Source organism: Pseudomonas sp. AC355 (genome assembly GCF_979258205.1).
Genome location: NZ_OZ409843.1, coordinates 2,271,006 through 2,285,057, shown reverse-complemented (window position 1 = coordinate 2,285,057; position 14,052 = coordinate 2,271,006). Strand labels below are relative to the sequence as shown.

At 62.5% G+C, this 14,052-nt stretch carries 12 protein-coding genes; 7 read left to right on the top strand and 5 right to left on the bottom strand.

Features of this window, described 5'->3' with window-relative positions; all coding sequences use genetic code 11:
* The first annotated feature begins 137 nt into the window (after positions 1–137).
* The 3 genes from ACZ0AI_RS10795 to ACZ0AI_RS10785 all read left to right on the top strand — a co-directional run bounded on the left by ACZ0AI_RS10795 (position 138) and on the right by ACZ0AI_RS10785 (position 4,220).
* Entirely contained in the window at positions 138–725 is a 588-nt protein-coding gene (locus ACZ0AI_RS10795) for an RNA polymerase sigma factor (RefSeq protein WP_463566097.1), read from the top strand.
* Positions 722–1,702, top strand: a complete 981-nt coding sequence (locus tag ACZ0AI_RS10790; protein WP_463565742.1) for a FecR family protein — start codon at positions 722–724, stop codon at positions 1,700–1,702. The genes ACZ0AI_RS10795 and ACZ0AI_RS10790 overlap by 4 nt, the downstream gene beginning before the upstream one ends.
* Before the next feature lie 103 nt (positions 1,703–1,805).
* Positions 1,806–4,220 (top strand): TonB-dependent siderophore receptor, encoded by a 2,415-nt coding sequence (locus ACZ0AI_RS10785; RefSeq protein ID WP_463565741.1) that lies wholly within the window; start codon positions 1,806–1,808, stop codon positions 4,218–4,220.
* An 85-nt stretch (positions 4,221–4,305) separates the two neighbouring features.
* Here the strand turns inward: ACZ0AI_RS10785 and ACZ0AI_RS10780 are convergent, their stop codons facing one another.
* Positions 4,306–5,889, bottom strand: coding sequence for a rhodanese-related sulfurtransferase (locus tag ACZ0AI_RS10780; protein ID WP_463565740.1), 1,584 nt, complete (start codon positions 5,887–5,889; stop codon positions 4,306–4,308).
* A gap of 3 nt (positions 5,890–5,892) precedes the next feature.
* Positions 5,893–6,495 (bottom strand): cysteine dioxygenase family protein, encoded by a 603-nt coding sequence (locus tag ACZ0AI_RS10775; protein WP_463565739.1) that lies wholly within the window; start codon positions 6,493–6,495, stop codon positions 5,893–5,895.
* A 397-nt stretch (positions 6,496–6,892) separates the two neighbouring features.
* Between ACZ0AI_RS10775 and ACZ0AI_RS10770 the strand changes: the two genes are divergently transcribed.
* From ACZ0AI_RS10770 to ACZ0AI_RS10760, 3 genes are all read left to right on the top strand, one after another.
* Positions 6,893–7,966, top strand: coding sequence for an LLM class flavin-dependent oxidoreductase (locus ACZ0AI_RS10770; protein ID WP_463566096.1), 1,074 nt, complete (start codon positions 6,893–6,895; stop codon positions 7,964–7,966).
* Complete coding sequence (locus ACZ0AI_RS10765; protein ID WP_463565738.1) at positions 7,963–8,907, top strand: ABC transporter substrate-binding protein; 945 nt, start codon at positions 7,963–7,965, stop codon at positions 8,905–8,907. The genes ACZ0AI_RS10770 and ACZ0AI_RS10765 overlap by 4 nt, the downstream gene beginning before the upstream one ends.
* Positions 8,908–9,023: 116 nt before the next feature.
* The gene (locus ACZ0AI_RS10760) at positions 9,024–10,007 is read left to right on the top strand and encodes an ABC transporter substrate-binding protein (protein WP_463565737.1); all 984 of its coding nucleotides are present in this window, start codon (positions 9,024–9,026) and stop codon (positions 10,005–10,007) included.
* 105 nt (positions 10,008–10,112) lie between these two features.
* On the opposite strand, the gene ACZ0AI_RS10755 is transcribed toward ACZ0AI_RS10760, so the two are convergent.
* Entirely contained in the window at positions 10,113–10,616 is a 504-nt protein-coding gene (locus ACZ0AI_RS10755) for a lipocalin-like domain-containing protein (protein WP_463565736.1), read from the bottom strand.
* Between the two features lies 1 nt (position 10,617).
* On the bottom strand, positions 10,618–11,451 hold the full coding sequence (locus tag ACZ0AI_RS10750; RefSeq protein ID WP_463565735.1) for an SDR family oxidoreductase: 834 nt from the start codon (positions 11,449–11,451) through the stop codon (positions 10,618–10,620).
* Between the two features lie 96 nt (positions 11,452–11,547).
* Here ACZ0AI_RS10750 and ACZ0AI_RS10745 point away from each other — a divergent pair, with 96 nt between their 5' ends.
* Complete coding sequence (locus ACZ0AI_RS10745; protein WP_463570002.1) at positions 11,548–12,318, top strand: LysR family transcriptional regulator; 771 nt, start codon at positions 11,548–11,550, stop codon at positions 12,316–12,318.
* A 161-nt stretch (positions 12,319–12,479) separates the two neighbouring features.
* Here ACZ0AI_RS10745 and mltF read toward each other — a convergent pair whose 3' ends face one another.
* The gene (mltF, locus tag ACZ0AI_RS10740; RefSeq protein WP_463565733.1) at positions 12,480–13,943 is read right to left on the bottom strand and encodes a membrane-bound lytic murein transglycosylase MltF; all 1,464 of its coding nucleotides are present in this window, start codon (positions 13,941–13,943) and stop codon (positions 12,480–12,482) included.
* Positions 13,944–14,052: the final 109 nt, after the last annotated feature.

The following is a 14,052-nucleotide window of genomic DNA, read 5'->3' as shown; positions in this document are numbered from 1 at the left end:
AGGCTTTTAGGCCGCCCATGGCGCGTTATCGTTCCACTTACCTGTCATCGTGACGCTATCAGTATTTGTTGATAAGCATTATCATTCGCCGAATTGCCGCCACGCTTCTGGCGCATTTTCACGAGCAACTCCACTTCATGGTCGACCAGCCGTCTTCGCCCAAGCCTCGCCAGCCCGATCCGTCCGCGACGGAGCCGGTACAGCGCGATGCCTTCCTGCGCACCTTTCTCGCCCGTCGTGAACAGATGGAAGCGGTGTTGCGGCGGCGCGTCGGTTGCCGGGCGACCGCAGCGGATCTGGTGCAGGAGCTGTTCCTGCGTTTCTGGCGACGGCCCAGTGCGCCGCTCGAGGACATGGGCAGTTACCTGATCCGCAGCGCCCACAACCTGGCCATCGATCATTTGCGCAGCGAGGGCGCGCGCACTCGCAACGAAGCCGGGCTGCTGCCCGAACAGCGTGGCGACAGCAGCGTTTCCCCGGACGCGGCTCTGGAGGCTGGCAGCGATCTGCGCCGCGTGGAGGCCGCGCTGCGGCGGCTGCCGGAGCGAACCCGGCATATCTTCCTGCTCAATCGCATTCACGGTCAGACCTACGGGCAGATCGCCCGCAGCATGGCGCTTTCCCAGAGCGCCGTGGAAAAACATATGATGCGCGCCCTGGAAGCCTGCAAGGCCAGCGTCATCGACACGCCGGCCAGCCACTCACACGGAAGCGCCGCGCCATGAGTCACGAGTCATATCTACAGGAGGAGTCACTGTCGCGCATCGAGCAGGACGCCTGGCTGTGGCTCGGCCGTTTGCAGGGCCAGCCGGGCGACAAGGTGCAGATGGCCTTCGAACAGTGGCTGGCCGCCGCGCCCGAGCATGTCGATACCTTCGTGCGCATGCAGTCGCTCTGGCACCTGAGCCGCCCTGCTGCCCAGCACCTCGCCGAGGAAGAGGCTGCCGCCCTGCAGCAGTACCTGCGCCCGCCGACGAGCAGGCGCCCGTATTGGGCTTCGGCATTGGCGCTGGCCGCCTGCCTGCTGCTGGTGGTCTGGGGAGGCGGGTGGCAGCCACTGCGCTGGGTCGATGACCTGGGCGCGGATATTGTCTCGGCGCCCGGGCAGCTGCGCAGCGTGACGTTGAGCGATGGCTCCACCGTGGTGCTGGATGCCGACAGCGCCATCGCCGTCGAATATGGCGCAGGCGAGCGGCACATCGAGCTGCGGCGCGGCGCGGCGTATTTCAGCGTGGTGCCAGGAGATATTCCCTTCACCGTGGCGGCTGCCGGTGGCGAAGCGCGGGTGCTCGGCACACGTTTCGAAGTACGCCGGCTCGATGACGGCGCGCGGGTTTCGGTGATGCAGGGCCGAGTGGCCGTCCGCGGTGGCCCCGCGGACACGGCGAGGGTACTCACTGCCGGCCAGCAACTGAGTTTTGCCGATGGGGTCAGCGGCACGCTGCAGGGTGTCGATGTCGACGCGCTAACGTCTTGGCGTGATGGTCGCCTGAGTTTCTATCGCGCACCCTTGGGCGAGGTGGTGGCCGAGCTACGCCGCTATTACCCAGGCCGCATAGTGCTGCTCAGCGATGAGCTGCGTGAGCAGCGGGTCAGTGGCAGCTTCGCCAGCCAGAATCCCCAGGCCATTCTCGATGCCCTGCAGGCGGTGGTCGGCTTCGAGCAACACAAGGTGCTGGGGCGGCTGATCATCCTGCGCTGAAAATAATTTCGCTGGAGGATGAGGTAAACCCTGTCGGCATCCGTGTACTGCTTTGAATGCGACTTTTTCGCAACGAGAACCAGCACCCGGGATGAACAAAGCCATGAATCACCGCACCATGCGTCGGCAGGATGCCACCTTGAAACATGTGGGCCTGGCGGCGCTGCTGCTGAGCGCAGGTATGCTGCCACTGGCTCAGCCCGCGCTAGCCCAGGCCGTTGCCGATCAGGCGGCGACCTACGCGTTCGCCATACCGGCGCAACCGCTACCGCAGGCACTCGACGCGTTCAGCCGAACCACCGGACTCAACCTGGTATACACCGACGAAGCGCCTTACGCCGTGCAGGCTCCGGCGCTGCAGGGGCGCATGAGCGTCGAGCAGGCGCTGGCCCGTTTGCTGGCCGGCTCCGGCTTCACCTACCGCCAGGCCGGTACCAATACCGTGGCGCTGCAGGCGCTGCGCAGCGAGGGCGCGGTCAATCTGGATGCCGTGAACATTCAGTCGCAACGCAGCACGGCCTACAGCTATCAGCCACCTGAAACCACCTCGCTGATGCGCAGCGACACGCCGTTGCTGGAGATTCCCCAGGCCGTTGCCGTGGTGCCGGCGCAGGTGCTGCAGGATCAGCAACCCCAGAATCTCGACGATGCCCTGGCCAACGTCAGTGGCATCACCCAGTCCAATACCCTGGGTAGCACGCTCGATGCGGTGATGAAGCGCGGCTTCGGTGACAACCGTGACGGCTCCATCCTGCGTGATGGCATGCGCACCATCCAGGGCCGCAATTTCACCGCCACCGCCGAGCGGGTCGAAGTGCTCAAAGGGCCGTCGTCGATGCTCTACGGTATTCTCGATCCGGGTGGTGTGATCAACGTGGTCAGCAAGAAGCCGCAGCTGGAAAGCTACCGCGCCATCACCGGCCGTGCCTCGACCTTCGGCCACGGCAAGAACGGCAGTGGCGGCACCCTCGATGTCACCGGCCCGCTGGGCGAAACAGGCCTGGCCTATCGGTTGGTCGCCGATTACGACGACGCCGACTACTGGCGCAGCTTCGGCAATAACCGCGACAAGACCTTTGCGCCCTCGCTTGCATGGTACGGCGAGGACACCACGGTGACCCTTAGCCATGAGTACCGCGAATATTCGGTGCCTTTCGATCGCGGCACGGTGTTCCGTGACGGCAAACCCCTGAACGTTCCTGCCGAGCGCCGTCTGGACGAGGCTTACAACATCACTGACGGCCGCTCGCATCTGACCATCTTCGACCTGTCCCATCAGCTCAACGAAGACTGGAAGGCCCACTTCGCCTACAGCTACAACCGCGATCGTTATGACGATTACCAGGCGCGAATCTTCCGCGCAGAGAGCGACGGCACTTACACCAGGCGCCTGGACGGCACCCAGGGCGCGGTCAGCACCTCGCACTTCGCCACCTTCGACCTGGACGGCAAGGTGATGCTCGGCGGGATGCAGCACGATCTCCTGATGGGCGTGGATCACGAGTACCGCAAGTTCTATCGCGCCGACCTGCTGCGTCAGAACACCGGCATTCGCTTCGATCCGTTCAATCCTGTCTACGGCGTGGTACCTGTGCCGACGACGGTGGCTGCTTCGGACAGCGACCAGACTGATCGTGTGGTCACCCAGTCAGCTTTCATTCAGGACTCCATCCACCTCAACGAGCAGTGGATCTTCGTCGCTGGCGCCCGCTATCAGCTGTATGACCAACTTGCCGGGCGTGGACGGCCGTTCAACAAGAACACCGATATCGACGGCCAGGTCTGGGTGCCTCGCGTGGGTCTCGTCTACAAGCTCAACGACGAGCTGTCGCTGTACGGCGGTTATACCGAGTCCTTCAAGCCCAACTCGACGATTGCACCGTTGAGCAACGGCGTGACCATCAATGGCGTGCCGCCGGAGGAGGGTAAATCCTGGGAACTCGGCGCCAAGCTGGATATGCCGGGGCGCATTACCGGTACGCTGGCGCTGTTCGATATCGTCAAGGAAAACGTCCTCGTCACCCAGACCATTGGCACTGAAACCATCGCTACCGGCGCTGGCGAAGTGCGCTCCCGCGGTGTGGAACTGGACGTTACCGGGCAACTGACTGACAGCCTCAGCCTGATCGGCACGTTCGCGCTGACCGATGCTGAAGTCACCAAAGATCCGGATCTCAAGGGTAACGGGCTGCAGAACGTCGCCCGGCAGACCGGTTCGCTTTCCGCTGTCTACGACTTCGGCGCGCTGTTCGGCGGCGACCGCCTGCGTGCAGGTGCCGGTGCGCGTTACGTCGGCGAGCGGGAAGGCGATGCGGGCAACACCTTCACCCTGCCTTCCTATACGGTGGCCGACGCCTTCGCCAGTTACGACACCCGACTCGGCGACAACAAGCTCAAGCTGCAGCTCAACGTCAAGAACCTGTTCGACAAGACCTACTACAGCTCGTCGGTGAACACCCTTAACGTCTCGGTGGGTGATCCGCGCCAGGTTCAAGTGTCCAGTACGCTGGAGTTCTGATTGCGCTCACACAGCTTGCAGGGTGGGCGCAGTAGCCATTGCTGAAATGGGCCGGTGGATCAATGGAGCGTGATCCACCGAGAAATCAGATCACCCTGAACCCGTGTGTCCCATCCCGGCCCAGTTGCTCGACCAGGCCGAACTCCCAGTCCAGATAACCCTGCATCGCTTCGCGTGGGTTGTCCGTGCCTTCGTAGGGGCGGCAGTAGCGGTCGCTGCGTGGCACGGCCAGGTGCTGTTCGCCGGATTCGTCGGATAGGCCGGCGGCGAACCAGGCAGCGTTGCCACCCGCGAGCAGGAACACCGGTTTGCCGGTCAGTGTGTGCAATTCGCTGACCACGAAGCGGGCCAGCAGGCTGCTGCCGCAGGTGAGTACGTAACGCTCGGCCACCGGCAGGTTTTCCAGAGCCTGCGGCAGTTGTGCGCGGATAGCCCAGTGAGCGCCGGCGATGTGGCGTTTGACGTGGTTGGCGCTGGTGGTGAAGTCGATCACCACGGTATCGCCTGCTGCCAGCCAGGTTTGCAAAGTCTGCGGGCTGATTTCCTCGGCCTGCGGCAGAGCGGGCAGAGGAACAGGCCAGGCGCCGGTTTCGCTGAAAGCGTTCTGTGGCAGGTTGTCCAGCACGTGCACCTCCCAGCCCAGTTGGGCCAGCCAGGAGGCGCTCATGTTGGCGCGCACGCCGTCGTCATCGGCGAGCACGATGCGCGCACCGCGTACGCTGGCGAAGTGATCGGTTTCCTGTACCAGTTGGCCACCGGGCGTGGAGCGTGAGCCGGGCAGGTGGCCAGATTCGTATTCTTCCGGTGTGCGCACGTCGAACAGGTAAGTGGTGCGCGCTGGTTGTGCCTGCCAATGGCTCAGGTGTTCGAGCGTGGCACGGCCGACGCCGGCCTTGTCGGCCACGGCGCGTGCCGAGCGTGCAGCCTGCTCATGGTTTTTCGCGCTCACCTCGCCGAAGCGGCGGCTCTGGCCATGTTCCAGCTGCTGACCAGCCAGAGTCCAGCCGATGGTGCCGTTGCGCAGCGCGGCGACCGGGTTGGGCACGCCGGCATTCACCAGCGACTGGGTACCGATGATGCTGCGGGTGCGCCCCGCGCAGTTGACGATGATCTGCGTGGCCGGATCAGGCGCCAGCTCGCGGGCGCGCAGCACCAGCTCGGCACCCGGTACGCTGATTCCGCTGGGGATGCTCATGGTCTGGTATTCGTCGAAGCGGCGGGCGTCGAGCACCACCACGTCGGCCTTGGCATCGAGCAGCGCCTGTACCTCTTCGGCGGCCAGCGATGGCGTGTGGCGTTGGCTTTCCACCAGTTCGCCAAAGGCCTTGCTCGGTACGTTGACGTCGCGAAACAGCTCGCCACCGGCGTTGCGCCAGCCGGCCAACTGGCCCTCCAGGAGGGCTACGTCGCTGTAACCAAGTTGCAGCAGGCGTTCAGCGGCTACCTGGGCCAGACCTTCGCCATCGTCATAAACGGTGATCGCGGTGTCGCGGCGCGGCACCCGCGCGTAGATTTCCAGCTCGAGCTTGGACAGCGGGATATTGGCGGCGAACAGTGGATGTTCTTCGGCAAAGGGCGCTTCTTCGCGCACATCGATAAGGGCGACTTCCTGCTGTTGCAGCAGGGCGGTGCGGATATCGGCGAAAGAGCGGGTGTCGACTTGGCTCATGGTTCAGGACTCGTGTTGGGCAGGCTGCCGCTGGGCAATGGAAGGAGGTGTGGAGTAGCCGGAGATGAACAGTTTTTCGCTGCCGTCTTCGCGGTACACGGCGCGATGCACCGCACCGATGTCGGCACCGTAGACGTGGATGCTGATCGACACGCGATCATCGAAGGCATTGCTGACTTGATGGATGTCGCCGATGCGCGGCGATACCGCTTCTACCTGGCCGGGCTCGAGGCGCACGACGTCGCCATCGGCGTGCAGGCTGCCGTCGGCCTGGCGGCTGAATCCCTGGGAATCCTCGGCGCCACGCAGCATGCCGATCAACCCCCACACGCGGTGGTCGTGCACCGGTGTGCTTTGCCCTGGGCCCCAGACGAAGCTGACCACCGAGAAACGCCGCGCTGGGTCAAGGTGCAGCAGGTACTGCTGGTAGCGCTCGCTGCTGGGCTGCGCGAGTTCGTTCGGCAACCAGTCGTCATGGTTGACCAGTTGCTGCAGCAGCTCACCACCGCGTTCGATCAGGGTGCCCTCATCGGGCTCGCTACTCAGCAGTTCCGAGAGTCCGGTAACGAAGATGTTCAGGCGTTGCGGCTGTGTGGGGTGACTCATGGCGGGTAATCCGTAGCGGTTCGAAGCCTAAGGTAGCAATCCGCTATTGATTATAAAAATTCAATTTATGCATAAGCTAATATGCGAATTGAGTAATTTTTTGGTGGGTCGCTCGGCTTGCCTTCTCCCCCTGCGCTGTTCATCCGTCGCTCATGATCGGGTCATTTCCATCATCACCACGTGGGCGTAGCCCTGGCTTGAGCCTGTCTCGCTATTTTTGATTATTTTGCATATTAGGATATTCCTAAAATGAATTTCATTTCCTTCCTGTCTATCTATAAATTTATAAAAATTGGCCAGTAAAGACGTTTTAATTATAAGTGAGCGTCTGCAGAACCTTGGCTCCCGGACATGACCACGTGACAGGAATTGCGACATGAGCGTTGAAATCATCGGCATGATTACGGCTGCACCGGCTTCGGAAGTGGATCAGCCACTGGGCGATGCGGTGGATCCGGCGTTCGTCGCCCGGTTTGCCCAGGCCCATGAGGCGGCAGGCTTCGACCGCGTACTGGTCGGCTACTTTTCCAACGGCCCGGAAGGCGCGGTGGTCAGCTCCTTTGCCGCCGCCGCGACTCGCAAGCTGGGCATTCTGCTGGCTTATCGACCGGGGGTGATCGCGCCGCCTCTGGCAGCCCGGCAGCTCGCCACGCTGGATCAGTTCAGCGGTGGGCGCCTGGCGCTCAACGTGGTCAGTGGCGGCAATGACGAGGATCTGCAGCGCGACGGCGATTATCTCAGTCACGCTCAACGTTATGCCCGTACCGACGAATACCTGCGGGCGCTGAAGGCGATCTGGACGGCCGAGCAGCCGGTGGATTTCAGTGGTGACTTCTATCGCTTTCAGGGTGCTTCGCCGGCAGTGCGCTGCACTCAGCGGCCGCACATCCCGATCTATTTCAGCGGTGCGTCGACAGCGGCGGTGCAGGTCGCAGCGCAGCATGCCGACACCTACATGCTCTGGGGCGAGCCCCTGGCGTCGGTAGCCGAACAGGTTGCCAGCGTGCGAACTGCAGCCGCCCTGCAAGGCCGTACACCGAGGTTTTCGGTGTCATTCCGGCCCATCGTCGCCGACACCGAAGAGGCCGCCTGGAAGCGTGCTGCCGAGATACTCGAACAGATTCGCGAAAATCGGATTCGCCTGGGCTTGCCACTCACCGAGCACGCCCCCGAAAACGTCGGTTCGCAGCGCCTGTTGGCGGCTGCGGGGCAAGGCGAGGTACTGGACAGCCGCTTGTGGATGGGCGTCGCCCGGCTGACCGGCGCGCGCTGGAACTCTACCTCACTGGTCGGCACGCCCGAGCAGGTCGCCGCGGCGTTGGGTGAGTACTACAAGCTCGGGGTTTCCACCTTTCTGATTCGTGGTTTCGACCCATTGGGCGACGCCATCACCTATGGCCAGGGACTGATCCCTGCCATTCATGAACATATCGCCCGTCTGGGCAACCTTCCTGAGGAAACCTTGCAATGAAATTGTCCGCACTGTTGCGCACCGCGCTGGCTGGCGCGTTCCTGGCCGCGCCTCTGGTTCAGGCGGCCGAGCAGATCACCCTGCGCGTGGGTGACCAGAACTACTACAACGTCCGCGCTTCGGTGGAGGCATCCGGTGTGCTGGAGGGCGCGCCCTACAAGGTCGACTGGAAGCACTTCCAGTCCGCCGCGCCGGTTGCGGAAGGCCTGGATGCTGGCGCGCTGGATCTGGGCTTTCTCGGTGATTCGGGATTTATCTTCCTGGCTGCCAAGGGCGCGCCAGTGAAGCTGATCGGCGTATCGCGGCAGAACCCGGACACCATCGCGCTGCTGGTGCCCAAGGATTCGCCAGCCAAGACCATCGCTGACCTGAAAGGCAAAAAGGTCGCTTACTGGCCGGGAGCTTGGAGCCAGCAGTTGACCCTGCGGGCGCTGGAGAAAGCCGGGCTACCCCGCGACTACGTGGAGTTCGTCAAACTGATGCCCATCGACGCTGCTGCGGCGTTGCCACAGGGCAGTATCGACGCGTTCCCGGTGTGGGAACCCTACATCTCCCAGCAGATCGTGTTTTCCGGCGCCAAGCCGATCATCACCGCCCGCGACCTGATGCCGGGGCTGTCGAGTATCGCCGCCAACGCCGATACGCTGGATACGAAACGGGCCGCTATCACCGATTTCCTCGGTCGCCTGCAGAAGGCCCGCGCCTGGGTTGAGGCGAACAAGGAAACCTACGCGGATTTGTGGGCGAAGAAGGCCAATCTGGATCCTGCCGTGTCCCGCCACTGGATCGGCCAGGCCAACATGAGCGTCGGCCCGGTGGATGAGCAGGCAGCCCGTGATTATCAGGACACCGCCGACTTCCTCGTCGAAACCGGCGCATTGCCCAAGGCATTCGACACCAAGGCGGTTATCGACACCTCTTTTGGCAGCGCCTTCAAGTAAGCCAGGGCCTGCCACCGTACCGGCGGAGCAGGCAACATCATGACCGTTTCTTTCGAGCCCAGTGAGCGTACCCACGCAGCCGCTTTCGTCGCGTAATCGCCATTGGAGTCTGTCACATGTCCCGTATCCGTTTTACCGTCACATCTCTTCTCGCCGCCTTGTCGTTCAGCAGTTTGTTGCAGGCCGCCGAGCCCGTCACCATTCGCCTCGGCGATGTGAAGGGTGATCGCTACGCCTCGCTGCGCGCTTCGGGCGAGCTGGAGAACCTCGATTACAAGGTCGAGCTGACACCGTTCGCTGCCGGTGCCCCAGTGCTCGAAGCGCTGAATGCCAATGCCCTTGACGTTGGCTTCACCGGCGATATCCCGTTTCTGTTCGTACATGCTGCCGGTGCCCAGTTGAAGGCAGTAGGTGCCTGGCGCTACAACACCGCGACCGTGGCCCTGGTGGTGCCTGAGGGTTCAACCGCGCAGAGCGTGAAGGATCTCAAAGGCAAACGCATTGCCGTGAATCGTGGCGGCTGGGGGCATTTTCTGGCTCTTGGTCTGCTGGAGAAGAACGGCCTGACCGACAAGGACGTGACCTTCTCCTTCCTGGGGCCGGTCGATGGTCGTGCCGCGCTAGTGCGTGGCTCAGTGGATGCCTGGGTGCCGTGGGAACCCTACACCTCCAATGCCATCCTGATCGACAACGCGCGGGTGATTGCTGATGGGCGCGGCATCATGAGCGGCTATTCCTACGCCCTGGCCAGCGAAAAAGCCCTGGCGGATGCCGACAAGAAAGCCGCCATCGGCGACCTGCTGGTTCGCCTGGCCAAGGCCCAGCAGTGGGCGCTTGCCCATCCAAAGCAAATGGCTGACTCGCTGTCCGAAGACCTCAATATTCCCCAGAACGTCGCCCGGCGCTGGGTGGAAGAGGCGCGCATCCAGCCCGCCGCACTGGACGAGGAAGTCGCGACCAGCCTGCAGAAAGCCGCAGACTTCTTCCACCGCCATGGCGTGCTACCGAAACAGCTGGATGTGCAGCAGGCATTCGATTTCAGCCTGGCGGGGGATGTGCGTAAAGCAATCGCGGAAGATCGGCCGCAGGCAGCTCGCTGATAGCGAAGAAACAGGCGTAGAGTTTCTGCGCGAATGGCAACCAGACTGCTACCCGATGGGTTCGCTCCCTGTGGCATCGTTAGTTGGGGGTAGGCTGTCGGGCAGCTAATCGGCACGCTCGAAAACGATTCTGACCTTTGCGCCTCCAGGGCGATGGAAGCTTTCGATCATCTGGTTGCCTTGTACGTCCATGCGCAGTTCCCGGGTCGTCCGCACGTCGCCGATCCAGTTCGGGAACGATGAACCCTCCACGGTATTGCCGCTGAAGTTGCCTTGTGCATCGATGGTATAGCGGCCATACAACGCCAGACTGCCTGCTATGACGGCGCGATTTTCCGCGTCGGTTCCTCTGCCACGTTCGTTGGACTGGAAGCGTGGAATGCGTGGGTCGTGCAGGAATTCCACGAAGTACATATCCGGTGTGAAGACCAGTCTGCCGCGTGGCTCGGGCCCGTAGGGGTAAGACGTCATGCCATCGATTTCAATTGTGGCGGCGATCAGGTTCCAGGTGCCGGCGACCCTGTTAGGTTCCTGCGCGGCCACGCTGCTCGCGCCGCCCAGCACGAGTGCAGCGGCTATGGTCATTCGGACTAACTGATACAGACTCATCTCAGGCTCCTTGGCTGTCGGCTGAAAAGGCTACAGCGCGCTGGGCTTCGAGCGATTCGAGGCGCTGGGTCAGCGCGCGATGGATGTTTTCGTAGGCAGTACTGCCCAGAGCCAGCCGCAGGGGAGGATGAGCCGAGTCGGCCGCCTGTATGATCGCGTCGACCGTATTAGTGGCATCTCCACGGATCTCGAATGCGCCTGTGGCGATCATCTCGTGAACCTTGCCTGCCGGTGTGTCCTGGTAAACGCCGGAAGGAGTTGCCAGATCGAGCGCCGCGGCGAAGTTCGTGCGGGTAGGGCCCGGTTCGGCGAGGATGAAGTCGATCCCGAACGGTGCTACCTCCTGCGCCACGGCCTCGACGAAGCCTTCGATACCCCATTTGCTGGCGTGATAGAGGCTGAAGCCGGGATAGGCAATCTGCCCACCCTCGGATGACACCTGGACGATGCGCCCGCCGCCCTGAGCGCGCAGGTGCGCCAGGCTGCTGCGGATCAACTGGATCGAGCCGGTCAGGTTGGTGGCCAGCAGCCGGTCGATCTGTTCGTCGCTTACCTGTTCGCTGGCACCGAACAGGCCGTAGCCCGCGTTGCTGACGATCACGTCGATACGGCCGAAACGCTCGAAGGCGTGATCGATCAGGCTATGAATCTGTGAGGTATCGGTCAGGTCAAGCGGCAGTACCTGAAGGTGTTCCCCGTAAGCGCTCAGTAGATCCTGCAAGGCCTCGCAGCGGCGTGCTGTGGCGATTACCCGGTCACCGCGCTCCAGCAGTTTGCGGGTCATTATTTTGCCAAGTCCGGATGTGGCTCCAGTGATAAGCCAAGTCTTGTTCATGGTTAGCGCTCTTTGGTGAGTTCAGATCACTGTAATCATTCACCCTGTTGAGATAATCGGCTTTAATCCGCATGAGCTGGTGAATGGGAGTGAACAATGAATAGGCCGACGCTGACCGATCTCACCGCATTGATGGCCGTGGCGCAGCACCGCAGCTTTCGCAAGGCTGCCGATGAACTGGGGATCTCCCGCTCTTCGCTCAGCCACGTGATTGCCGCGCTGGAGCGCAGGCTGGGTGTCCGCCTACTGCACTGCACGACACGTAGCGTGGCGCCGACTGAGGCAGGCGAGCATTTTCTGCAGCGCTTGGTGCCGGTATTGCAGGGGTTGGATCAAGCCATCGATGCGCTGACCGAAGAGGGTGGTCATGTCACCGGAACCTTGCGCATCAACGGCGGCGAGGAGGCCATGCGCGTATTGCTCAGGCGAGTGGTGCCGACCTTCCTGGAGCGTTATCCGCAGGTTTCACTGGATCTGGTCACCGATGGTCAACTGGTGGATGTCGTGCGCGAGGGCTTCGATGCCGGCATTCGGCTGCAAGAGGCTGTGCCGCAGGACATGATCGCAGTCGCCCTGAGTGAAGATTTTCGTTTCCTGGCAGTGGCTGCCCCGGGTTATCTGGCTAGCGCCGGTAGGCCGCAAACACCCGAGGACTTGCGCGCGCATCGCTGCATTCGTCAGCGCCTGCCGAGTGGCAAGCTGTACCGCTGGGAATTCGAGCAGCGCGGGCAGGAGATTGTCGTCGACGTGCCCGGCGCCATGACTCTTAACCATACGCAACTGATGATCGAAGCCGCGGTCAACGGGTTGGGCATCGCCTATGTGCCGGAAATGGCGGCACAGCGATGGTTGGAGGAGGGGGGCTGATCGCCCTGCTGGAGGGCTGGTCGCCGCAGGTTGGCGGGCTGCGTCTGTATTACCCGGGCCATCGCCACGTATCGGCAGCGTTGAGGGGATTTATCGACGTGATGAAAAGCGTTCGTTAGCGACGCCATGTGGCCGTGACAGGCGCATGGTATCGAGCGTTCTTAGAGCGGCGTCTTGTCCTGCTCTTCTGGGTGATCCTTGACCACGCCGGGTACGTGTAGCCCGCTTTCAGCGACTTGGCTGCCTTCCAGTTGCGGTTGGGTCACCCAGGTGAGGATGTCGTAGTAACGGCGGATGTTGCGCACGAAGTGCACTGGTTCGCCGCCGCGGGCGTAGCCGTAGCGGGTTTTGCTGTACCACTGCTTCTGCGACAGGCGTGGCAGGATCTTCTGCACGTCGAGCCACTTGTTGGGATCAAGCCCCTCGGCTTCGGTCAGCTTGCGGGCGTCTTCCAAATGCCCGCCGCCCACGTTGTATGAAGCGAGGGCGAACCAGGTGCGATCCGGTTCCTGAATACTGTCTGGCAGTTGTTCCTTGACGTGCACCAGGTACTTGGCGCCGCCCTGGATGCTCTGCTGAGGGTTGAGGCGGTCGGACACGCCCATCGCCTGGGCGGTGCGCAGGGTCAGCATCATCAGGCCGCGTACGCCAGTCTTGGAGGTGGCGCCGGGCTGCCAGAGCGATTCCTGATAGCCCACGGCAGCGAGCATGCGCCAGTCCAGATCGTTTTCCTGTGCCGCCTTGCGGAAGTGTTTTTCGTAACGCGGCAGGCGTTGCTGCAGATGCTGGGCGAAGGTATAGGCGCCGACGTAGCCGAGTACATCGACGTGGCCGTAGTAGCGCTCCTTCAGACGTTGCAGGCTGCCGTTGTCCTGAGAGCGGCGCAGAAAACCGTCGACCTGATCGAGCAGGCTGGTGTCTTCGCCCTGGGCAACGGCCCAGCCCAGGTTGCGCGAATCGCCGAGGTCGAAGCCAACGCGCACGTTGGGGAAATACACCTGGTTCATGGCCAGCTCGTTGGAGTCGACCAGGGTCAGGTCGATCTGCCCTTCATCCACCATGCGCAGCAGGTCGACCACTTCCACATCGGCCGATTCCTCGTACTGCAGCTCTGGTTCCTCGATCTTCAGCGCGGCCAGCTGTTCGGCATGGCTACTGCCCTTGAGCACCAGAATGCGCTTGCCGACCAGATCCGCAGGGCGGCTCGGGCGACGTTGGCCGTTGCGGTAGACGATCTGCGGGGTGACTTCCAGATAGGGCACGGAGAAGCGCGCACTTTGCTGGCGCCCCTGGCTTTCCACAAGGCCGGCGGCAGCCAGCACTGGGCCGTTGGGCTGGCCTAGGCGGGAAAATAAGTCGTCGAGGTTGTCGGCGGTCTGGATTTCCAGTTTTACGTCGAGGTCGTCGGCGAAGCGCTTGACCAGCTCGTACTCGAAGCCGGTTTCGCCGTTACGATCCTGGAAGTAGGTAGCCGGGCTGTTGCGGGTTATCACGCGCAGCACGCCTTCCTCCTTGATACGCTCAAGGCTGCTGGGAGGTTCCGCGCAGCCGCTGAGCATCAGGAGTAATCCGATCGCCGAGAGCCAGCCGGCGTAGCGCTTGCCAATCAGGTAAGGGGAGGGCATCGGCGCAGTATACGCCAACGTCGTGCCGTTCCATATCTGGACAGCGAAGCCGCGCTCTGCTAGGCAAACGTGCTTTTTTCGACGTATTTCGCTCGTCACCCGCCAATCG

Coding starts and splice junctions, on each gene's coding strand:
- ACZ0AI_RS10795 (WP_463566097.1), top strand. CDS start 138: ATGGTCGACCAGCCGTCTTCGCCCAAGCCTCGCCAGCCCGATCCGTCC.
- ACZ0AI_RS10790 (WP_463565742.1), top strand. CDS start 722: ATGAGTCACGAGTCATATCTACAGGAGGAGTCACTGTCGCGCATCGAG.
- ACZ0AI_RS10785 (WP_463565741.1), top strand. CDS start 1,806: ATGAATCACCGCACCATGCGTCGGCAGGATGCCACCTTGAAACATGTG.
- ACZ0AI_RS10780 (WP_463565740.1), bottom strand. CDS start 5,889: ATGAGCCAAGTCGACACCCGCTCTTTCGCCGATATCCGCACCGCCCTG.
- ACZ0AI_RS10775 (WP_463565739.1), bottom strand. CDS start 6,495: ATGAGTCACCCCACACAGCCGCAACGCCTGAACATCTTCGTTACCGGA.
- ACZ0AI_RS10770 (WP_463566096.1), top strand. CDS start 6,893: ATGATTACGGCTGCACCGGCTTCGGAAGTGGATCAGCCACTGGGCGAT.
- ACZ0AI_RS10765 (WP_463565738.1), top strand. CDS start 7,963: ATGAAATTGTCCGCACTGTTGCGCACCGCGCTGGCTGGCGCGTTCCTG.
- ACZ0AI_RS10760 (WP_463565737.1), top strand. CDS start 9,024: ATGTCCCGTATCCGTTTTACCGTCACATCTCTTCTCGCCGCCTTGTCG.
- ACZ0AI_RS10755 (WP_463565736.1), bottom strand. CDS start 10,616: ATGAGTCTGTATCAGTTAGTCCGAATGACCATAGCCGCTGCACTCGTG.
- ACZ0AI_RS10750 (WP_463565735.1), bottom strand. CDS start 11,451: ATGAACAAGACTTGGCTTATCACTGGAGCCACATCCGGACTTGGCAAA.
- ACZ0AI_RS10745 (WP_463570002.1), top strand. CDS start 11,548: ATGAATAGGCCGACGCTGACCGATCTCACCGCATTGATGGCCGTGGCG.
- mltF (WP_463565733.1), bottom strand. CDS start 13,943: ATGCCCTCCCCTTACCTGATTGGCAAGCGCTACGCCGGCTGGCTCTCG.